This window comes from Duganella sp. GW821-FHT07G03, assembly GCF_059418605.1.
Genome location: NZ_JBWKQE010000026.1, coordinates 37,618 through 58,411 on the forward strand (window position 1 = coordinate 37,618; position 20,794 = coordinate 58,411).

Annotated in this window: 14 protein-coding genes; 7 read left to right on the forward strand and 7 right to left on the reverse strand. The window is 62.8% G+C overall.

Annotated features, from left to right (window positions below; genetic code table 11):
- The first annotated feature begins 121 nt into the window (after positions 1 to 121).
- The 4 genes from AC07OK_RS25885 (at position 122) to AC07OK_RS25900 (ending at position 4,648) form a co-directional block, all read left to right on the forward strand.
- On the forward strand, positions 122 to 1,018 hold the full coding sequence (locus AC07OK_RS25885; protein WP_494692951.1) for an alpha/beta fold hydrolase: 897 nt from the start codon (positions 122 to 124) through the stop codon (positions 1,016 to 1,018).
- Between the two features lie 7 nt (positions 1,019 to 1,025).
- Positions 1,026 to 2,066, forward strand: coding sequence for a sensor histidine kinase (locus AC07OK_RS25890; RefSeq protein WP_494692952.1), 1,041 nt, complete (start codon positions 1,026 to 1,028; stop codon positions 2,064 to 2,066).
- Positions 2,066 to 2,794 carry a LytR/AlgR family response regulator transcription factor gene (locus AC07OK_RS25895; protein WP_494692953.1) on the forward strand — a complete coding sequence of 243 codons (729 nt, stop codon included), beginning with the start codon at positions 2,066 to 2,068 and terminating at the stop codon, positions 2,792 to 2,794. Before AC07OK_RS25890 ends, AC07OK_RS25895 begins: the two co-directional genes overlap by 1 nt.
- A 138-nt stretch (positions 2,795 to 2,932) precedes the next feature.
- Complete coding sequence (locus tag AC07OK_RS25900; protein ID WP_494692954.1) at positions 2,933 to 4,648, forward strand: isochorismate synthase; 1,716 nt, start codon at positions 2,933 to 2,935, stop codon at positions 4,646 to 4,648.
- A gap of 93 nt (positions 4,649 to 4,741) precedes the next feature.
- Here the strand turns inward: AC07OK_RS25900 and AC07OK_RS25905 are convergent, their stop codons facing one another.
- The 6 genes from AC07OK_RS25905 to clpS form a co-directional block, all read right to left on the reverse strand.
- Positions 4,742 to 5,659 (reverse strand): EDSAP-1 family PEP-CTERM protein, encoded by a 918-nt coding sequence (locus AC07OK_RS25905; protein WP_494692955.1) that lies wholly within the window; start codon positions 5,657 to 5,659, stop codon positions 4,742 to 4,744.
- A gap of 333 nt (positions 5,660 to 5,992) precedes the next feature.
- Positions 5,993 to 8,437, reverse strand: coding sequence for an ABC transporter permease (locus tag AC07OK_RS25910; RefSeq protein WP_494692956.1), 2,445 nt, complete (start codon positions 8,435 to 8,437; stop codon positions 5,993 to 5,995).
- 140 nt (positions 8,438 to 8,577) lie between these two features.
- Positions 8,578 to 11,889 carry a S41 family peptidase gene (locus tag AC07OK_RS25915; RefSeq protein WP_494692957.1) on the reverse strand — a complete coding sequence of 1,104 codons (3,312 nt, stop codon included), beginning with the start codon at positions 11,887 to 11,889 and terminating at the stop codon, positions 8,578 to 8,580.
- Positions 11,890 to 11,898: 9 nt separating this feature from the next.
- Positions 11,899 to 15,243, reverse strand: coding sequence for a S41 family peptidase (locus tag AC07OK_RS25920; RefSeq protein ID WP_494692958.1), 3,345 nt, complete (start codon positions 15,241 to 15,243; stop codon positions 11,899 to 11,901).
- Between the two features lie 113 nt (positions 15,244 to 15,356).
- On the reverse strand, positions 15,357 to 17,663 hold the full coding sequence (gene clpA, locus AC07OK_RS25925; protein WP_494692959.1) for an ATP-dependent Clp protease ATP-binding subunit ClpA: 2,307 nt from the start codon (positions 17,661 to 17,663) through the stop codon (positions 15,357 to 15,359).
- Positions 17,660 to 17,962 carry an ATP-dependent Clp protease adapter ClpS gene (clpS, locus tag AC07OK_RS25930; RefSeq protein WP_008446470.1) on the reverse strand — a complete coding sequence of 101 codons (303 nt, stop codon included), beginning with the start codon at positions 17,960 to 17,962 and terminating at the stop codon, positions 17,660 to 17,662. Before clpS ends, clpA begins: the two co-directional genes overlap by 4 nt.
- A gap of 324 nt (positions 17,963 to 18,286) precedes the next feature.
- On the opposite strand from clpS, the gene cspE reads away from it, so the two are divergent.
- The 3 genes from cspE (at position 18,287) to AC07OK_RS25945 (ending at position 19,375) form a co-directional block, all read left to right on the forward strand.
- Positions 18,287 to 18,490, forward strand: coding sequence for a transcription antiterminator/RNA stability regulator CspE (gene cspE, locus AC07OK_RS25935; RefSeq protein ID WP_008446468.1), 204 nt, complete (start codon positions 18,287 to 18,289; stop codon positions 18,488 to 18,490).
- A 221-nt stretch (positions 18,491 to 18,711) separates the two neighbouring features.
- On the forward strand, positions 18,712 to 19,119 hold the full coding sequence (locus AC07OK_RS25940) for a glutaredoxin family protein (protein WP_494692960.1): 408 nt from the start codon (positions 18,712 to 18,714) through the stop codon (positions 19,117 to 19,119).
- Positions 19,120 to 19,201: 82 nt separating this feature from the next.
- On the forward strand, positions 19,202 to 19,375 hold the full coding sequence (locus AC07OK_RS25945) for a hypothetical protein (RefSeq protein ID WP_494692961.1): 174 nt from the start codon (positions 19,202 to 19,204) through the stop codon (positions 19,373 to 19,375).
- A 52-nt stretch (positions 19,376 to 19,427) separates the two neighbouring features.
- Here the strand turns inward: AC07OK_RS25945 and chrA are convergent, their stop codons facing one another.
- Entirely contained in the window at positions 19,428 to 20,765 is a 1,338-nt protein-coding gene (chrA, locus tag AC07OK_RS25950) for a chromate efflux transporter (RefSeq protein WP_494692962.1), read from the reverse strand.
- Positions 20,766 to 20,794 lie beyond the last annotated feature (29 nt).

Sequence of the window (20,794 nt, forward strand, 5' to 3'; positions counted from 1 at the left end):
CTGCCCAACTACCGTTCATCCTTTCAAAAAACCGCTCATCCAGTAGCCGTCGTCGGCGCGATGCCGGTTCGATAGCATGGCCTCACTTATTTGACACAACGTCACAACCAAGGAGGTCACCATGCAACGCTCGCTCATCCAACGTATCGCCACCATCGCCGCCAGCCTGGCGCTGGCCTACGCCGCAGCACCGGCCGTCGCCGCCGGCACTGCCGCAGCCGCAGCTCATCCGGCCTTCAAGGTCGAAGTGACCGGCAAGGGTGAACCCGTGATCCTGATCCCCGGCCTGGCCTCGTCCGGCGAAGTGTGGAACGGCACGGTCGCGCACTACTGCGGCAGCCGCCAGTGCCACGTCGTCACGCTGGCCGGATTCGCCGGCGTGCCCGCCATCGAAGGACCGCTGCTGCCGGCCGTGGAGCAGCAACTGAGCGACTACATCGCCGCCAATAAATTCGACCATCCCATCGTCATCGGCCATAGCCTGGGCGGCTTCCTGGGCATGAAGCTGGCCGTGGACCATCCCGACCAGGTAGGCCGCCTGGTCATCGTCGATACGCTGCCGGCACTGGCGGCCATCCAGATGCCCAGCATTACCGGCGCGCAGATGAAGGAAATGGCGGCAGGCATGCGGGCTCGCATGGAATCCATGGACGCGGAAGCAAAGCGCAGCAACCAGATGAAAACCCTGCGCTCCATGATCACCAAGCAGGAAGATATCGATCGCGCCACCGGCTGGGGCAAGCAGTCCGACCCGGCCACGGTCACCAACGCGATGGTCGAGATGATGAGCGAAGACCTGCGCCCCGAAGTCAGCCGCATCAAGGCGCCGACGCTGGTGTTGGGCTCCTGGATCGCCTACAAGGACTACGGCACCAAGCCGATGTTCGAGCAGTTGTACAAGACCCAGTACCAGCAGCTGCCCAACGTGAAGGTGGAACTGGCCGACAACGCCCGCCACTTCATCATGTACGACGATCCGGCTTGGATGTATGATCGCATCGACAACTTTTTAAAATAAACCCATCATGACCAACGACCGTCCACTGCTCGCGCGCCTGAACTGGTACTGGCTGTGCCAGCTCGCCGGCTGGAACTTCCTGCCGCTGCTGATGCTGACCATGAGTCCGGGCGCCAACCACACACCGCGCCTATATGCCATAGCCGCTTGGGGCGTGGTGGCCGGGCTGCTGATTTCCGATGTCTGGCACCGGCTGCTCAAGCGCCAGATTCGCAATGGCGTGCGAATCAGCTGGAAGATGATGGCGGTCGCCATCCTGGTACTGGGCGCCCTTCACGCTGGCGTGCAGACGATAGGCTATCTGGTCATCAAACCGATGGGCGAAGTGCACGGCCTGGCCTGGGTGCCGGGTGTGTTGATGTTCTGGTGGGGCGTCTATTTGGTGTGGAACACCTTCTACATGGCGGTGCAGTCGCTGCGCCGGGCCAACCGCTTCGAACAGGAGGCGCTGCGGCTGGAGATCAGCGCCAAGGATGCCGAGCTGCGCGCCTTGCAGGCGCAGGTCAATCCGCATTTTTTCTTTAACAGTATGAACAGCGTACGTGCGCTGATTTACGAAGACCAGAACGCCGCCGCACAGATGATCGACCAGTTGGCCAGCGTGATGCGCTACGCGCTGCAATCGGGCCAGCACGACACGGTGCCGCTGGCGGCGGAAATCGAAGCCGTGCAGGCCTATCTGGCGATTGAAAAAATCCGCTTCGAGGAACGCATGCGGGTCAGCGTGGACATCGGACTGGGGCTGGACCAGGTGCGCATTCCGCCGATGGCCTTGCAGACGCTGGTGGAAAACGCCGTCAAGTACGGCGTCGAGACCAGCCCCACGGGCAGCGAGATCCGCATCCGCGCGCAGCGCATGGACGACGGCAAGATCCATATCGAGATCGCCAACCTGGGCGCCATCCTGCCGTTTGCAAATTCCACCAAGGTTGGCCTGGTCAACACCCGCAAGCGCCTGGCGCTGGCGCTGGGCGCCAACGCCAGCCTGGATCTGACTGAAAACAGTGGCTGGGTACGCGCCACGATGACCTTGCCGGAGGCCGCCTGATGCGCGCATTGCTGATCGACGACGAACGCCTGGCGCGCGCAGAGCTGCGCCGTTTGCTGGCGGCACACCCTGAAGTGCAAATCGTCGGCGAGGCGGTCAACGCGGCCGATGGCATCCAGCAGATCACCGCGCTCAAGCCGGACCTGGTGTTCCTCGACGTGCAGATGCCGGGCGGTAGCGGCTTCGACATGCTGGCCGCGCTGGAGGAAGCGCCGGAGGTGATCTTCACCACGGCGTTCGACCAGTACGCGTTGCAAGCCTTTGAAGTGAACGCGCTGGACTACCTGCAAAAGCCGATCCAGGCCACGCGCATGGCGGCGGCGCTGCAGCGCTGCGCGCTACGCTGCCGGCGCGCGCTGGAATACGCGGCGGCCGGCATCAGCGCCGTCGCGCCGGTGGCGGCAAAGAAACTCTTCATCAAGGACGGCGAGCGTTGCTGGTTCGTCGCCCTGCAGGATGTGCGCCTGTTCGAATCGGACGGCAACTATACCCGCGTGTATTTCGACCGCCACAAGCCGCTGATGCTGCGCTCGCTGAACCAGTTGGAGGAACGTCTGGATCCGCAACGCTTCTTCCGCGCCAGCCGGCGCCATATCGTCAACCTGGACTACGTCGAACGCGCCGCCCCCAACGAGGCCGGCGGCCTGGACCTGACCCTGCGCGACGCCTTGATGGTGGAAGTCTCGCGCCGCCGCGCCGCGCAATTCAAGAGTCTGGCCAGCTTGTAGGGCAACGCTGAGGACACACTGACTAAACAATCAAGACCTTCGATCGGAACTTTCTACGATCGGGCCCGTCTAACCCCTACCGATAACAGTATATGCGGTACTGATTATGTCAACTCATCTTGATTTGGAATAGTCAACATGAAACTTCCAAAAGAATGTCAGAGTTTGGACGATGTACGCACGGAGATTGACCGGCTGGATTCGCAGATTATTGCCGCGCTTGGCAGCCGCCTCGATTACGTCAAAGCCGCATCGGCATTCAAGGCCGATGAAAAAAGTATACCAGCGCCTGAGCGGGTGGCGGCGATGATACCGCCAAGACGCATGTGGGCCGTGAAAGCCGGACTTGAGCCGGACTTTATCGAAAGAATATTTCGCGAACTGATAGCCTGGTTTATCAATGAACAGATACTCTATTATCGATCGACAGCGCGCGGCTTGTCCCTGGATCGCGGCAACCTAAGACAGGCGCTGGACGCGGGACATGAGCGGGCAAAAGCGGCAGGCCGCCCGGTGTTGGTCAGCGTAACCCAGCGCATCGACGCTTTCGATCCGATCAAGGTGTTCGACGCCGCCCGTACTTCAGCAAGCCCGACGTTTTTATGGACGCAGGAAACAGCCAACTTCGCGATGGTCGGTGTCGATGCCGCCCGGGTGCTCGAAGGCCAGGGCCAGGACAGGTTTGCGCAAGTCCTTGCCGCCTGGCGCACCTTGCTGGACGGGGCCTTGATCGACAAGCCGGCAGGCGAACTGAACGCCGGCCCCATGCTCTGTGGCGGATTTTCTTTCGATCCAGAACAGACCAGGACGTCTCGTTGGCACGGGTTCGCGGATGCCTCGTTGATACTTCCGAAATTGCAATTAACGAAAGCGCTGGACGCCAGCTATTTGACGGTGAATATCATCGTCGAGGCGGACCAGCAGCCGGCGACGGAAGCGGCGCGGCTGGAACAGCTCTGGCAGCATATACTTGGCCGCACTGAACCGGATGCGGAAGTGGCAAGCACACCGGATCAGCTACATTACCGCAACGTCCTGCCTCCCACGCAATGGAAACAGCTGGTGCGGGATGCGGCGGCCACCATACGCGGCGGTGCCATCCAGAAAGTGGTACTGGCGCGGGAAGTACAAGCGGTCGGCACACGGCCATTCGCCGTCAGGCACGCCTTGCAAAGGCTGCAAGACATTTACCCGCAGGCCTACCTGTTCGCTATTTCGCGGGGAGAAAGCTGCTTCCTGGGCGCCACGCCAGAAAGGCTGGTGCGGCTGCACGCGAAAACGGTGGACGTCACCGCGCTCGCCGGCACTTGCCGCCGGGGCCGTTTTGTCCAGGAAGATCAACTGCTGGGCGAGCAACTGCTGAACAGTAACAAGGACAGGCACGAGCACGCGCTGGTGGTGGAAATGTTGCGCAACGCGCTGGATGCCTACTGCGAGAATCTGGACATCCCCTCGCAGCCGGTCCTGCTTAAACTCCAAAACGTACAGCATTTGTATACCCCGATCGCCGGGCGCTTGCGTAGCGACGCCCATGTGCTCGACCTGGTCGCTGCGCTGCATCCCACCCCTGCCGTCGGCGGACTTCCACGCTCGACGGCGCTGACGTATTTGCGCAACCACGAGCAGCTCGATCGCGGCTGGTTTGCGGCGCCGGTGGGATGGATGGACGCGCATGGACAAGGAGAATTTGCTGTGGCGCTACGTTCTGTACTGGTGAAAAATAATGAAGCATCCTTATTCGCTGGCTGCGGCATCGTTGGCGATTCGGAACCGGAAAGCGAATTCGCGGAAACGGAACTCAAGCTGCGTGCGATGAAGTTCGCCCTCGGGCAGGATGAACGACAGATGCAGTAAGCGCGGAAACGCCGCGGTATCCCGCACCGGCGAAAAATCCGGAAAATCCCGGATTTTTAGCCGGATATGCCAGTAGTGAGGCAAGCAATGCGGCTAGCAATGCGCCGCACTACGGCGCCGCACGAACGCCATCGCGCCCAAGCCGCCGCCGAGCAAGAGCAGGGTGGCCGGTTCCGGCACGGCCGCCAGCGATGTGACAGTCGCCGCGCTGCTGGTCAGCAGGCTGACGGTGTAATTCCCGGCGTTCAGCAGTCCCGAAGTGTCCGAGAACGTTCCGCTGAGCGGACCCGAGTCGCAAACGCTGGGCACACCGCTGTTGGAAGCGCAATTCACGTTGAGCACTGGCTGGCTGTCGTTGAAGACCGTATTGCCGGCAGCATCGTTAATCGTGAAGATGTTCGCAATCGTGCCCTGCGCGCCTTCGCCGTTGGCGGTGGTGGACGCGTAATACCGGAATGCGTCACTGAAATTGAAGGTGATGCGGCCCGGGCCCGTCAGCACAAAAGAAAACGCGATGGCGGCGTTCGCGGTATTCATCCCTCCCGACGATCCCGCTTTACCGGCCCCGGTGGTGACCCGCGCCTCGGCGACATTATTCACTTGGGGAACTCCGGCGGGAGAGAACGGGTTGCCGGCCGATGTATCGCTATCGCCGCGGGAGCCAACCATACCGCCACTGGATCCCGCCAAAAAAACGTAGTTGTTCTGGCCGGGCACGGGCCCCGTACCCGAAAAAGCTTCCAGCGCATTCGAAGCGCTCCCCAGCGGCACAGGGTCTTGAAAGACCGCCCCCGGGAAACCGGTGAACGTCGCAAAGTTGCTGGTATTGCGTTGCGGCGTACCTGTCACGCTAATGTTGGATCCCAGGCTCGACGTTATCGCAAAATTTGTCAGCATGTTTTCAGCAAACGCTATGGCGGTCGCTTGCGCACTGCCGGCAGCCCCGAATCCTGCAACCGCAATACCGATGGCGGCGGCTAGCGTTTTTTTCTTCAGTATTTTCGCATTCATGATGGTCTCTCTTATTTAAAATTTCCGAAGTAAAAATTTATAATGAAGAACAAGGCAAACAGAAACCCTTCCTTCAAAAATAGAATAAGCAGGAATCGCTCCAGTATTTTATTCCATATAAATCAATCACTTACGAAAAATAATAAATATTATTGGAGATCACTGTAAAAAAATATGACCAAGTAATTATTTATTATTTCCGGCTTTACTTTGCCTTATCCTGAAAGTAAAACGGGGGCAAAAAACGGGGTCAAGTCTGACATTCGGACACGAACTCAACCGTAGCGGTCCGCAAGGGCCGAGCTCGTGTCCGAATGTCAGACCCCGTTGTGACTACGTCCGCAACGCCTCGGCCGGCACCATGCGCATGGCGATCCAGGTGTGACGGGCGATGGCGATGAGGGCGATGACCAGCGTCAACGACAGGGCAAACAGCAAGGTCCAATAGCCTATCGGCGCGTGTTCGACATAGCGCGACAGGTAGCGGCGGATCGCGATCACCGCGATCGGCAACGCGATCACCGCCGCCGCCAGCACCAGCATGCCAATTTCCCGCACCACCAGCAAGCCAATGTCGGCGCCGCGCGCGCCGTGCAGCTTACGCATGACGATCTCCCTGGCGCGCCGCTGCACCGTGTTCGCCGACAGCACATAGGTGCCGAAGGCGGCGATCGCCAGCGCGATGCCGGTGGCGACCGACATCAACTTGGCCAGGCGGGCGTCATCCGCATAATTGGCAGCCAGTACATCGCCGGCGCGGATGATCTTGGGGATCGCATCCGGGAAAAAGCTGGGCCACAACGCCCGCGCGCTGCGCTCGACGGCCGCCGGATCCGTCGCTGCACGCACGCTCAACACCGTCCCCGCCGTCCACAGTTCATAGGCCGTCGCGATCGGCTTGTCGCGCAGCGAATGGAATCTCAACTCCGGAGCGATGCCGACGATGCGCTTGGAGATCACCCTATTTTCGAATCCCTTGAACAGCAAGGTCTGGCCGATTGCCGCCTCGGCGCTGGCGAAACCCAGCTCGCGCGCAGCGACCGCGTTCAGCACCACCGGCACCCGGTCATCCTCCTTGTCCACAGACGCCTGGAACAAACGTCCGGCCAGCGGCGCGATGCCGTAAAGCTCGAAGAAGTTCGCGCTGACCGATTTCATTTCCATCCCCGCGCTCTGCCCGCCGGGACGCGTCATGTCATGGGTCCAAGCCCAATCGAGCCGGCCCACCGGATCTTCCGATATCGCCACCCCGGCCACGCCTGGCTGCGCCGCCAGTGCCGAGTAAAAGCGCCGCGCCTGCTCGCTGTCCTTGACCCGTTCCGGCATATCGACAATCACGAACGGCGTCGGATCAAAACCGGGCGAGGCGTGCATCGCATAATGGGTTTGCCAAGCGACGGCAATCGTTACGCTGGCAAGCCCCATCGCGACCGACACCTGCAGCACAGTCAAGGCGCGCCGGCATTGCATGCTGGCGCGCGACTCCGTGTCGGGACGGCCGGCCAGCACCTGGGTCGGGTGTACGCGCAGCGCCACCCAGGCCGGATAGATCGCCGTCAGCACGCCGAGCAAACCACCAAGGCCGAACGCCGCGACCACGTTCCGCAACGAGAGCAGGCCATCGAGCTGGCGGTTGACCAATTGCGAAAAGACCGGCAACGCCAGCCAGGCCAGCACCAATCCAAGCGCGGTGGCCGTCAGCGCCACCAGCAGCGATTCGAGCAGGAACAGCAGCATGAGCTGCGCCACGCCGGCGCCGAGCACCTTGCGCATCGCCACTTCGCGCTGGCGCCGCAGCACGCGGACCATGCTCAGGTTGACGTAATTGATCGCCGCCATGGTCAGGATCACCACCGCCAGCACCGCCAGGGCGGCGACCAGCGCAGGATTGGCCCTGTCGCCGGGCGCCGATACAAAGCTGTTCTCCATCTTGTAATCAAAATAGGCATCGCGCAGCGGTGACATGGTGAGCTCAATCGCCTTGCGCTTGCCGAGGCGGGCGCGCGTCTCCGGCGAAAAATTCTGCATGCTCGGCGCGCTGTCGACCACTTGCTGCAAACGGTCGATGATCGCCGGCAGCGAGGCGCCGGGCTGCAGGCGCAGCAGCATCTTGCCCATCCAGCCATGCTCGCCGGTCAGCATCTCATGCCGGATATCCGGCCCGGCCACCAACGAGTTGACGCCGAAAAGCAGCTCGAACGGGATCGTCGTGTTGGCCGGCGGCGTCGGCACCACGGCGCCCACCTGCACGGTGTTCCCCTCCGCCAGCATGGTGCGACCCACCGCGTTGGTCGTGCCGAACAGACGCAACGCGCCGGCCTCGGTGACCACAAAGCGGTCAGGCTTGTCCAGCGCATCCGCCAGGTTGCCCTGCAGCGCGCGCAGCCCAAGCATCTCGGCAAAGCCTGGCATGACGGTCAGGCCGCGCACCGCGAAGATATTGCGATTGATCCGTACCGTCAGCGGCGTGATCTCCGGCCGCGCCGGGATGTAGACCACGGCGCCTGCCACGCCTGGCGTCTTCAGCGCAGGCTCGCGCAGGAACATCGGCACCACCTCTTGTAGGGGCGACGTCGGATCGACGTTGAAATGCTGCTTGACGACGTAGACCCTGTCCACATCCGGAAAATGGGCGTCGTACTCCATCGAGTAGCGCACAAAGCCAAGCAGCAGCAGGCACGCGGCCAGGCCGACGCCCAGGCCCAGCACCACCGCCAGCGTGTAGGCCGGCTCCTGCACCAGCGCGCGCCAGCCGATACGAAAATCTCTTAGCTTCATGTGATTGAAAATCCGTGGTGGGAAAACCCATAGCGTTTGCAACATCCATGCCACGGTTATCCAGGCGCTTGTATGGCCGCATTCGGGCGGCCGATGTTCGGAAGTGAACGTTATGGCTGTTCACTTCCGAACACTTTGCCTTACTTCGCCTTGATCGGGAAGGCCGGGTGCACCGGCCGCACCGGCGGGTTCTTCGCCAGTTCGGCCTTGATGACCTCTATCGCCTTTTCCAGCTGAGGATCGCGGCCGGCGATGACGTCGGCCGGATTCTGGTCGATTTCGATATCCGGCGCGACGCCTTCGTTCTCCACGCCCCAACCGCCGTCGCGGGTCCAGAAGGCCAGGTTGGGCGCGGTGATGCCGCCGCCGTCCATCAACGTCGGGAAGCCGAGGACGCCCACCAGGCCGCCCCAGGTGCGCTTGCCGATCAACGGCCCCATTTGGTTTTTGCGGAACATCCACGGCAGCAGGTCGCCGCCCGAGCCGGCCGTTTCGTCGATCAGCATCGCCCGCGGTCCCTGGATCGAGGCCGACGGCGTTTTCATGTCGGCGCCGTAGCGCATGGTCCACCAGGCGATTTCCTTCTTCTGTAAAATCTCCAGGTAGTAGTCTGCCACGCTGCCGCCGCCGTTGAAGCGTTCATCGATGATGACGGCGTCCTTGTCGGCCTGCGGGAAGAAGTAGCGCTTGAAGTAGGTGTGGCCCAAGGTCGCGGTGTTCGGCACGTACACATAGGCGACCTTGCCGCCGGTGGCCGCGTTCACCTTGCGGATGTTCCCTTCGATCCAGTCGCGGTTGCGCAAGGCGTCCTCGGTCGCTACCGGCACCACGGTGATGGTGCGCGATTTGCTGCCGTCCGCGTTCGGGCCGACGGTGATGTCGATGGCCTTGTTGGCGGTGTTCTCGAAGGCGCTGTACAGGTTCGTCGGCACCAGCAGCGGACGGCCTTCCACCGCCAGCAGATATTCGCCGGCTTTGACGTTCAGGCCAGGCTCGGTCAGCGGCGCGCGCAGCGCCGGGTTCCAGTTCAAGCCACCGTAGACTTTCTTGAAGCGATAGTGACCGTCGCTGACCTCGTAGTCCGCGCCCAGCAGGCCGCCCGACACCGCCTTGGCGTCGGTGAAGAAGTCGCCGCCTCCACCGCGATGGTGGCCCACGCCGATCTCGCTGCACAGCCACTGGATCAGGCGATTCAGGTCGCCACGGCTGGACAGCTCGGGCAGGAACTGCGCGTACTTGGCGCGCATCTTGTCCCAGTCGGCGCCGTGCATGCCGGGGTCGTAGAAGAAGTCGCGGTTGATGCGCCACGCTTCGTTGAAGATCTGCGTCCACTCGGCGCGCGGTTCGGCGTGCACCTCGATCGCTTCGACCTTGATCTTGCCTTCGCCCGGCGTCAGCGTCTTGGCGGTGGCGCTGCCCATGGCCCAGGCTTCTTTGGCGCGGTACAGGATCTTTTTGCCGTCGGCGGAAACTTCAAAGTCGTCGGCTTCGGCCAGCAGGGTTTCGGCCTTTCGGTCCTTCAGGTCGAAGCGCTGGATGGCTTTCTTGCCGTCGTTCTCGCGCAGGAAGAAGATCTGCCCTGCTTCGCCGGTTCCCAGATCGGACAAGGCGGCAGCAGGAATGGGCAGGTCTACGATGCGGGTTTCGATGCCGTCGAAGTCGATCGAGATCGGCGCCACCGGCGCGACCGTCACTTTCGGATCGTCGCGGCCCGTCTTCGGATCGACCTTGGCCGGTTCCGGCTTGGCCGCTTCCTTGGCGGTGGCCGGCGCGGAGGCCGCTGCGCTCTTTTCCTCGTCGCTCTCCTTGATCAGCGGCGACGGCAGGTCGCGCCGCAGCACCGCCATCCACACGGTGCGGGTCACGCGGTTGTCTTCGTTTTGCTGCGAGAACCAGTTGTTGCTAGGCCCGGCGTTGGTCGAGGCGAAGAAGTACAGATACTTGCCGCTCTTGTCGAACACCGGATCGACGACGTCGGACAAGCCATCCGTCACCGGCCACGATTTGTTCTGCTCCAGCGAGTAGATGTAGGCGCTGCGGGTGTAGGTCATCGAGTTCAGCGCGTAGGCGATCCAGCGCGAATCGGGCGCCCAGGCGGCGCGCAGCGTCTTGTTCACGCCGTACAGCGGTTCGCTGGCGATCTTCTTGATTGTGCCGCTCGCGACGTCCAGCACATACAGCGTCCACGCGTTGTCGGTATAGGCGATCTTTTTGCTGTCGGGCGACCAGACCGGGTTGTCGTAGAAGCCGGCGCCGGTGAGTTTGAATTTGCGCGGCTCGCCCTTGCCGTCCTGCGCGCGGATGTGCAGCGCGTATTCGCCCGATTCGTCCGAGAAGTAGGCGACGGAGCGGCCATCCGGCGACCACGCCGGCGAACGTTCATGCGCGGCAGGCGTTTGCGTCAGGTTGCGCACATCGCCTTTATCTGCAGGGATGGTGACGATCTCGCCGCGAAACTCATACGCCACGCGCGCGCCGGACGGCGAGATCGACGCATTGCGGATGTACTTGGCGCCGCTGACCCAGCGCGGGCGCGACGCGCCCAGGTCGCTGTTGACGCCGATGGTCAGCTTGCGCGACTGTCCGCTGGCCAGGTCCAGCGCATGCAGATAGCCGGCCTGCTCGTAGACGATGCCACCGCCATTGGCGGCGATGTTCAGCACCGGGAAGTCGGTATGCCGGGTCAACGCGCGCACGGCCTTGGTCTTGACGTCGTAGGCGTACAGATTGAATTCGCCGTCGCGGTCGGAGCGGAAGTAGACGGTGTCGCCTATCCACACCGGATCGACGTCGTTCGAGTGCGTGGCCGGCTGCGGGATCTGCTGCACCGATTTGTCCGCGCGGTTGAACAGCCACAGGATGGAGTTGGTACCGCCGCGATAGTGCTTCCACTGCATGAAGGCCGGCGAGAACGGGTTGTAGGCGATCTGCTTGCCGTCCGGCGACCAGCCCGCGCGAGCGGCGTTGGGCACTTCCAGCTCGGTCTCCACGCCGCCGGTCACCGGTACCGTGAACAGCTTGCGATAACGGTTGTTGAACGCCGCGCGCGGCGACGTGAACATCACCGCCTTGCCATCCGGCGTGAAGCCTTGCGCCACGTCCGCGCCGGGATGGTAGGTCAGCCGCTTCGGCACGCCGCCTTCAACCGGCAGCAGGTAGACATCGGTATTGCCGTCGACCTGGGCGCTGTAGGCGATCGATCTGCCGTCCGGCGAAAACACCGGGTTCGATTTCTCGCCCGGATCGGAAGTGAGGCGACGCGGCGACGAGCCGTCGCGGTTCGCCAGCCAGACGTCGCCGGCGTAGATAAAGGCCAGGTGCTGCGCCGACAATGCCGGCTCGGTCAGCATGCGGGTGTCGCTGGTGCTCGGCAGCGCCAGCGCGCCGTGGCTCATCGTCAGCAAGGCGGCAGCAACGGCAGCGGATAACGCTGCGGATAACATCTGTTTCATCGTCTCTCCTTATTTGAGCGCGGGGATGGCTTGCGGCTGATAGGCCTTGATCGGCTGCGCCTTCAGCTTCTTGTCCAGCAGGTCCAGCGCCACTTCCAGCTGGCGGTCCTGGCCTTGATAGGTGGCGTGAGGTGGGTTGTCCACTTCCACATCCGGCGAGACGCCCACGCCTTCGATCAGCCACTGGCCGTCGGCCGTGTTGAACTGGCCGTTTTCGGCCACGCGCGCCATGCCGTTGTCGCTCAGGCGGTTGTTATCACTGAGCCAGACGCCGGCGCCCGCCGTGCGCTTGCCGACCAGCGGCGCCAGTCCCAGCGCCTTGATGCCGGCCGCGAAGGTCTCGCCGTCCGAATACGTGTATTCGTCCACCAGCACCACCAGATGGCCGCGGAAGGTGTTCTGCATGTTCGGCGCGGGCAGCGCGCCCGGCGACGACCAGAAGGCCCAGGCCTTGCGCAGCAGCTTCTCGATCACCCAACTGTCGATGTTGCCGCCGTTGTTGCGGCGCACGTCGATGATCAGGCCTTCGCGGTTGACGTTGGCGTAGAAGTCGCGCGCGAACGAGGCGATGTCGCGCGGGCCCATGGCGCGCAGGTGCAGGTAGCCGATGCGGCCCTTGGATACGTCCTCCACCTGGCGCGCGCGGCTCTGTTCCCAGTCGCTGTAGCGCAGGCCGGCCTGCTTCGCCATGTTGACCGGCGTGACGATCACCGAGCGCACGCCACCCTCTTTGCGCTTCACCTGCAGCAGCATCTGCTTGTCGGCCTGGTTCAGCAGCAGGTCGGCGATGTCGCGCGCCTCCAGCACCGGCTTGCCGTTGACGGCGGTGATGATGTCGCCCTCCTTCACGTCCACGTCCGGTTGCAGCAGCGGGCCGCGTTCGGACGGCAGCTCCGGCTCGCTGCGGTAGATGTGGTCGACGCGGTAGCCGTCGGCGGCGCGCGTGAGCAGCGCGCCCAGGCCGGCCGGCGAGCCTTCCGGCGCGGGACGGCGCAACTCGCCGGGCGCGATCTGCGAGTGCAGCGCGCCCACTTCGCTGATCATCATGCCCAGCACGTCGTTCAGTTCCGCGCGGTCGGTGACACGCTCGACGAGCGGCGCGTACTTGGCGCGCACGCCGGTCCAGTTCACGCCGCGCATCTTGGCGTCGTACAGGAAGTCGCGGTGCATGCGCCAGGCGTCGTTGAACATCTGCGTCCATTCCAGGCGCGGATTGGAAGTGAAGGTCCAGTCGTCCACCTTGACCTTGGCCTTGGAGACGTCCGTCGGCGCCTTGGCGCCCGCCTCCACCACCAGCATGTCGCCAGGACCGCTGGCGGCGAAGCTGCGGTAATACAGGTGCTTCTTGTCGAAGGCCAGGTCGTATTCGCGCACGCCGCTGGCGAAGACTTCGGGCTGCGGGCCGTTGGCGGCGATCGCCAGCGTTTTCAGGTTGGCCTTGCCGTCGCTGCCGTCGGCGTCGAGGAAGTACAGGCGCTTGTCGTCGATTTGCAGGTTGCGGTAGTTACCGGCTGCCAGCGGCACTTCGAACAGACGATCCGCCAGGCCGGCGTAGACGATGGCCGGCAGCGCCTTGCCGGATTTTTTCTCCGGCACCGCCTTGGCCACGGCTTTTTCCACCGCCTTCTCGGCGGCCTGCTCGACGGCTTTCTCGGCCGCGCCTTCGGCCGGTTTGTCGCCCGGCTTGTTCAGTTCATCGTCCGGCTTGAACGGGAAGCGGTTGCCCGGCTGGAGCGCCAGCGCATACACGCCGGTGCGCTTGTCGAACACCGGCCCCATATTGCGGTCGCCCCAAGGCGAGCCATTCGCCAGCTGGAAGTTACGGGCCGAGAGGAAGTACAGCCATTTACCGTCCGGCGAAAACGCCGGCGAGCGCGAGTTGTAGCGGTCGCCGGTGACGAAGGCCAGCTGCTTCGAATCGAGGTTGTACAGGCCGATCTGGTTGCGCTGCTCGGTGCTGGCGGCGCGCACCAGCACCAGGTTCTTGCTGTCGCCGGACCACAGGATTTCGTCGTGCCGGTCCGAGCCTACCTTGCTGCCGTCGTCGATGACGGTGTTGGCCCTGGTGGCCAGGTCCAGCATCCACAGGCGGCCCTTCTTGTCGGTGTGGGCCAGCCAGCGGCCGTCCGGCGACGGGTACAGCTGCCAGCGGTGGTTGTTGCCATCCTTGGTCAGCTGCTCGCCCTTGCCGGAGCCGTCGGCGGCGAATTTCCAGATTTCGTTTTCGCCGGTGCTGTCGACGATGGCGTAGACCCATTTGTCGTCGTGGCTGAACACGGCCTCGCGGGCGCGCGCGCCTTCCGGCACCGCGATCTCGACCCGGCGCTGCGAGCCGGTGCCGGCCACGCTGACGCGGCCGCGCGCGGTCAGCACCAGGCGTTCGTCCTTGCCGGAGATTTGCACGTTGGTCAGGTTCTCCAACGGCGAACGGATCTGGCGAGCGCGCTGCTGGTCGAAGTCGGAGACCAGGCCGATGGCCAGCTGTTCATCCCTGGCCGCGGCCAGGTCCAGCACATGCAGGTCGGCGCCCAGCTGGTAGACGATGCGGCCGTCGCCTAGCGCGGCGTTGCGCACGTCCCAGTCGGTGTGGTTGGTCAGCTGACGCGGATCGCCGCCGTCGGCCGCCATCGACCACAGGTTGTCGGAGCCGCCACGGTCGCTGATGAAGTAGACGCGGCCCTGCCACCACATGGGGCGCTTGTTGTTGCCGGCGTCGGAGGCCAGCAACGGCGCGGCTTCCGTGCCGCCGGCCAGGTCATAGCGCCACAGCTGCGCGTGCGCGCCGCCGCGATAGCGCTTGACGTTGTCGTTGGTCAGGGCCAGGCCGTTGCGGGTGAAGTACAGCGTCTTGCCGGCGTCGTCGAGGACGGCGTCGTTGGCGTCGGCCACGGCGAACACGCGGCGTTGCAGGTCGTTCGGCTTGACGGCGGCGATGACGTTGTTGCGCGACGGGCCTTTGCTATCGAGCGTGGTCACCAGCACCTCGCCCTGCGCGGTCCAACCCAGCACATTCACCGCGCTGTTTTCAAAGGTGATGCGCTTGGGCAGGCCGCCCTCCACCGGCATCACGTAGGCTTCCTGCCCGCCTTCGTAGGAGGCCGAGAAGGCGATCCATTTGCCATCGTGCGAGATGGCGGCATTGGTTTCGGTGGCCGGGTGGGTGGTCAGGCGCTGCGCGGCGCCGCCGTGGGCGCCGGTCTTCCACAGGTCGCCCTCGGCGGTGAAGACCACGGCGTCGCCACGGATGGCGGGGTATCGGTAGTAGGCATCGGCGGCGGAGGCGGTGCCGGACAGCAGGCCGGCGGACAGGAACATCAGGGCGAGAGGACGAAGGCGGAGAGAAGTCGGGATCATGGGACAGTTTCAATGTTTGTCAAATGGAACGACAATTCTGGCATACCTTTAAGCCTAAAAGAAAAAAACCCGCTCCACTTGCGTGGGCGGGTCTTTGATGAGGGCTAAAAGGCTTATTCGACTTCGACGGTTTCCGGTGGCGTCGTCGGAGCGGCGTCCGGCGGTTCCGGGAACTCCAGCTTGACCTGGTCTTTCTCGTCCAGGTCGACCGTCACGCGGCCACCGGTGACCAGGCGGCCGAACAGCAGCTCGTCGGCCAGCGCCTTGCGGATCATGTCCTGGATCAAGCGCGCCATCGGACGTGCGCCCATCAGCGGATCGAAACCTTTCTTCGCCAGGAACTTGCGCAGTTTCTCGCTGAAGATCGATTCGACTTTCTTCTCGTGCAGCTGCTCTTCCAGCTGCATCAGGAACTTGTCGACCACGCGCAGGATGATGTCCTCGTCCAGCGCGCGGAAGCTGATGGTGGCGTCGATACGGTTGCGGAACTCCGGCGTGAACATGCGCTTGATGTCGGCCATCTCGTCGCCTGCCTGCTTGGAATTCGTGAAGCCGATCGAGGTCTTCTGCAAGCTCTCGGCGCCCGCGTTGGTGGTCATGATGATGATCACGTTGCGGAAGTCGGCCTTGCGTCCGTTGTTGTCGGTCAGCGTGCCGTGGTCCATCACCTGCAGCAGGATGTTGAAAATGTCCGGATGGGCTTTTTCAATCTCGTCCAGCAGCAGCACCGCGTGCGGTTTCTTGGTGATGGCTTCGGTCAGCAGGCCGCCCTGGTCGAAACCAACGTAGCCCGGCGGCGCGCCGATCAGGCGCGACACGGCGTGACGCTCCATGTACTCGGACATGTCGAAACGAATCAGCTCGATGCCCAGGATGAAGGCCAGCTGCTTCGCCACCTCGGTCTTGCCGACGCCGGTAGGACCGGAGAACAGGAAGGAGCCGATCGGCTTGTCGGTCTTGCCCAGGCCGGCGCGCGCCATCTTGATCGCCGAGGCCAGCGCTTCGATCGCCGGGTCCTGGCCGAACACCACGTTGCGCAGGTCGCGGTCGATGGTCTGCAGCTTGCTGCGGTCGTCCTGGTTGACGGTCTGCGGCGGGATACGCGCGATCTTGGCGATGATGTCCTCGATCTCGGTCTTGCCGATGGTTTTCTTCTGCTTCGATTTCGGCAGGATGCGCTGGGCTGCACCGGCTTCGTCGATGACGTCGATGGCCTTGTCCGGCAGGTGGCGGTCGTTGATGAAGCGGGCCGCCAGTTCCGCCGCGGTCGACAGCGCCGACGCCGAATATTTGACGCCGTGGTGCTCTTCGAAGCGCGACTTCAGGCCGCGCAGGATCTGCACGGTCTGCTCGACGGTAGGCTCGTTGACGTCCACTTTCTGGAAGCGGCGGCTCAGCGCGTGGTCTTTTTCAAACACGCCACGGAACTCGGTGTAGGTGGTCGCGCCGATGCACTTCAGCTGGCCGTTGGCCAGGGCTGGCTTGAGCAGGTTGGACGCGTCCAGCGTGCCGCCCGAGGCCGAACCGGCGCCGATGATGGTGTGGATCTCGTCGATGAACAGGATGCCGTTCGGATTGTCCTTCAACTGCTTGAGGACAGCCTTGAGGCGCTGCTCGAAATCGCCGCGGTACTTGGTGCCGGCCAGCAGCGCGCCCATGTCCAGCGAATACACGACGGCATTCGACAGGATTTCCGGCACGTCGTTCTGGGTGATGCGGTAGGCCAGGCCTTCGGCGATGGCGGTCTTGCCGACGCCGGCCTCCCCCACCAGCAGCGGATTGTTCTTGCGGCGGCGGCACAGGATCTGGATCACGCGATCGACTTCGTCCTCGCGGCCGATCAGCGGATCGATCTTGCCTTCGGCGGCGGCCTTGTTCAGGTTTTGCGTGAACTGGTCGAGCGGGCTTTCCTTGGTCTGGCCTTCGCCGCCCGGTGCGCCCTCTTCCACGCCTTCCGAGGCCTTGGCGGCATCGGTCTGCTGGTCCTTGCGCACGCCGTGCGAAATGAAGTTGACCACGTCCAGGCGGGTCACGCCCTGCTGGTGCAGGTAGTAGACCGCGTGCGAGTCCTTCTCGCCGAAGATGGCCACCAGCACGTTGGCGCCGGTGACTTCCTTCTTGCCGTTAGAAGCGGACTGCACGTGCATGATGGCGCGCTGGATCACGCGCTGGAAACCGAGCGTCGGCTGGGTGTCGACTTCGCCCGTGCCGGGCACGGTCGGCGTGTTGTCGCCGATGAAGTTGGTCAGCGTTTTACGCAGGTCTTCGATGTTGACGGCGCAAGCACGCAACACTTCGGCAGCCGAAGGATTGTCAAGCAAGGCCAGCAGCAAGTGCTCCACCGTGATGAATTCGTGCCGTGCCTGCCGAGCTTCGACAAACGCCATGTGCAAACTTACTTCTAATTCCTGCGCAATCATACTTCCTCCATCACGCATTGCAGGGGATGCCCCGCCTTGCGTGCATGCGTTAAAACGAACTCCACTTTGGTACAGGCTATATCTTTTGAGAACACGCCGCACACTCCTTTGCCGTAGCGATGAACACTGAGCATTATCTGCGTGGCCGTTTCACGGTCTTTGTTGAAATACTCCTGGATGATGGCGACCACAAACTCCATCGGTGTGTAGTCATCATTGAGCAGCGCCACCTGGTAAAGAGGTGGCGGCTTCAGCGTTTGCCGCTCCAAGAGGGTTTCGGTGTCATGCTTGGTTGCCATACGCTTATATTCTAATGCTTTCGGGGTTGATGCAATGTGCATTTCACTATACACATTCAATTGTTTTCCATCTTACGCGTTTTCTGAACTTGACGCAGATGGCGCCCCATTCGCCAAAATCAAGAGTTGCTTTTTCACCAATTGGCTTAAAAGTAGCAAAATGCATACAAATCTGCTTGACTTTAGAATTTGGTCCGCTAACAATGCGTTATCGACTGCGTGCAGAAATGTACAAGGTGATAAGAAGTGAGGCGTGAGGAGGGGGCAAGAAGCTTCTTGCTTTTATGGCTCGTGTGATCCGTTTTAATTTTGAAAGTTCTTTTTATGGCAACAGGTACAGTTAAGTGGTTCAATGATTCCAAAGGTTTTGGCTTCATCACTCCAGATGACGGCGGCGAGGATTTGTTCGCTCACTTCTCCGCAATCAACATGAACGGTTTCAAGACCCTCAAAGAAGGTCAAAAAGTTCAATTCGAAGTCACGCAAGGCCCTAAAGGCAAGCAAGCTTCCAACATCCAATCGGCTTAATTTTTTAAGCAGTAGATGTGAAAAACCTCGCGACGCGGGGTTTTTTTTCGTCCCGACCTCAGCGCGACTGTTGCAGAACTCCGACAACCGGCGCCTCCCGCCTCCCCTGTGACAATTCAATAGAATTACCAAAATTGAAAAATGCATAATCTTATGCGTTAAGGTAATAGTGCCTATCAGGCATGCACCACCGCCGCCGTTCGTCTCTTATCAGGAGTCACATGAATAGCATGCACGTCAAGAAAGTCAAGACCGTCGCGATCTATGCCGCCATCCTCGCGCTGGGCCTGGGTGTGGGGCGCGTGGCCTCCAAAGTGCCGCAATGGCTGACGCCGGCCTACGTCGAAGGTAACTTCCAGGCCTACTATCCCGACGCCTCCACCAAGGTGGTGCTGTATGGCACCAAGACTTGCCCTTACTGCCAGCAAACGCGCGCCTACCTCAGCGAGCATCACATCCCCTACGCCGATGTCGATGTCGGCCAGGCCGGCAAAGGCCAGCAGGACTACCGCAGTTTCGGCGAGACCGCTGTGCCGGTGATCCTGATCGGCAACCGCCGCATCACCGGCTTCAAGCTGCCGGTCATCGAGGCCGCGCTCGAACAGTTAAAGCCAGCAGTGAGCCGCTGAGCGCCACCCGGTTTGGGGGCCGTGTATATGGACGGCACGGTTGCAGGCGTCATCTACGTCCAGCCACTTGGAGGAGCACAAAATGAACAAGAAACTGAAACTGTTTTTGTTTGCAATCGGCATCGGCGCTGCATCGGCCCCGGCCATGGCCAGCTGCATACACTACTGCGTGGTCGAATATAAGGCCTGCATAAACTCCGGCCAGCCTGCCGACGAGTGCAACGATGAGCTCACCGCCTGCGAAGACGCCTGCTAAGCACCACCGGGGATGACGGGCCAGCGCCAGCGGCGCTGCCCGTTAATCAGTATCAGGGCATGAACAGCTTGAGCAACAGCCCTGCCCCGGCGCAGACCGCGATCACACGCGGCACCTTTTGCTGGTAGCGCAGCAGCGCCAGCGCCGCCCCCGCCGCGATCAACGCCGCCGCCCAGTCGGGCGAGCCGGCAAAACCAGCCGGCCAGATGACGTGCCAGGCGAAGAACAGCGCCAGGTTGAGGATGACGCCGACCACCGCCGCCGTGATGCCGGTCAGCGGCGCGGTGTAGCTGATATCGTCGCGCGTGGCCTCGACCAGCGGGCCGCCGGCCAGGATGAACACGAACGACGGCAGGAAGGTGAACCAGGTCACCAGCACGGCCGCCACGGCGCCGGCCAGCGGCAGTTGTGCCGCGCCGAACGGCGCCTGCCCCCAGCCACCGACAAAGCCGACAAACGCCACCACCATGATCAGCGGGCCGGGCGTGGTTTCGCCCAGCGCCAGGCCGTCCATCATCTGCGGCGGGGTCAGCCAGCCGAAGTTGACCACCGCGCCCTGGTACACATACGGCAGCACCGCGTAGGCGCCGCCAAAGGTCAGCAAGGCGGCCTTGGTGAAGAACCAGGCCATCTGGGTGTAGCTGTGCTGCCAGCCGGCGGTCAGCACCAGCAGCGCCATCGGCGCCAGCCACAACAGCACGCCGCAGCCGCAGACCAGCGCCAGGCGGCTCCAGCGGAAGCGGGCGTGCGGTGGTGGCGGTGTTTCATCGTCGATCACGGCGGCCCCATACGATGCCTTGGCGGCACCATGCCCGCCGCCGGTCTTGAACGCCTGCGGCAAAAACCGTCCGCCGGCAAACCCAGCCAGCGCGGCGCCGGCGACGATCAGCGGGAACGGCAGTTGCAGGGTGAAGATCGCCACAAACGCCGCGCCGGCGATGGCCCACAGCCAGCCGTTGCGCAAAGCGCGCGTACCGATCCGGTGCGCGGCCTGCAGCACGATGGCCGTCACCGCCGGCTTGATGCCGTAGAACAGGCCGGCCACCAGCGGCTGCTGGCCGAACGCCATGTACACCCAAGACAACAGCACCAGCAATAGCAGCGAAGGCAGCACGAACAAGGCGCCGGCGATGATGCCGCCGCGCGTGCGATGCAGCAGCCAGCCGATGTAGGTGGCCAGCTGTTGCGCCTCGGGGCCGGGCAGCAGCATGCAGTAGTTCAGCGCGTGCAGGAAGCGGCGCTCGGAGATCCAGCGGCGGCGCTCGACCAGCTCCTGGTGCATGATGGCGATCTGGCCCGCCGGTCCGCCAAAGCTGATACAGCCCAGCTTGAGCCAGAAGCGGAAGGCTTGCCAGAGGGTGGGCGCCGGCGGCGCGTCGGAAGGCGTCATCGTGGGGTGCCTGTCAAAAAAAAACCCCG

Coding starts and splice junctions, on each gene's coding strand:
- cspE (WP_008446468.1), top strand. CDS start 18,287: ATGGCAACAGGTACAGTTAAGTGGTTCAATGATTCCAAAGGTTTTGGC.
- AC07OK_RS25900 (WP_494692954.1), top strand. CDS start 2,933: ATGAAACTTCCAAAAGAATGTCAGAGTTTGGACGATGTACGCACGGAG.
- AC07OK_RS25915 (WP_494692957.1), bottom strand. CDS start 11,889: ATGAAACAGATGTTATCCGCAGCGTTATCCGCTGCCGTTGCTGCCGCC.
- clpS (WP_008446470.1), bottom strand. CDS start 17,962: ATGGCAACCAAGCATGACACCGAAACCCTCTTGGAGCGGCAAACGCTG.
- AC07OK_RS25910 (WP_494692956.1), bottom strand. CDS start 8,437: ATGAAGCTAAGAGATTTTCGTATCGGCTGGCGCGCGCTGGTGCAGGAG.
- AC07OK_RS25885 (WP_494692951.1), top strand. CDS start 122: ATGCAACGCTCGCTCATCCAACGTATCGCCACCATCGCCGCCAGCCTG.
- AC07OK_RS25905 (WP_494692955.1), bottom strand. CDS start 5,659: ATGAATGCGAAAATACTGAAGAAAAAAACGCTAGCCGCCGCCATCGGT.
- clpA (WP_494692959.1), bottom strand. CDS start 17,663: ATGATTGCGCAGGAATTAGAAGTAAGTTTGCACATGGCGTTTGTCGAA.
- AC07OK_RS25895 (WP_494692953.1), top strand. CDS start 2,066: ATGCGCGCATTGCTGATCGACGACGAACGCCTGGCGCGCGCAGAGCTG.
- AC07OK_RS25920 (WP_494692958.1), bottom strand. CDS start 15,243: ATGATCCCGACTTCTCTCCGCCTTCGTCCTCTCGCCCTGATGTTCCTG.
- chrA (WP_494692962.1), bottom strand. CDS start 20,765: ATGACGCCTTCCGACGCGCCGCCGGCGCCCACCCTCTGGCAAGCCTTC.
- AC07OK_RS25890 (WP_494692952.1), top strand. CDS start 1,026: ATGACCAACGACCGTCCACTGCTCGCGCGCCTGAACTGGTACTGGCTG.
- AC07OK_RS25945 (WP_494692961.1), top strand. CDS start 19,202: ATGAACAAGAAACTGAAACTGTTTTTGTTTGCAATCGGCATCGGCGCT.
- AC07OK_RS25940 (WP_494692960.1), top strand. CDS start 18,712: ATGAATAGCATGCACGTCAAGAAAGTCAAGACCGTCGCGATCTATGCC.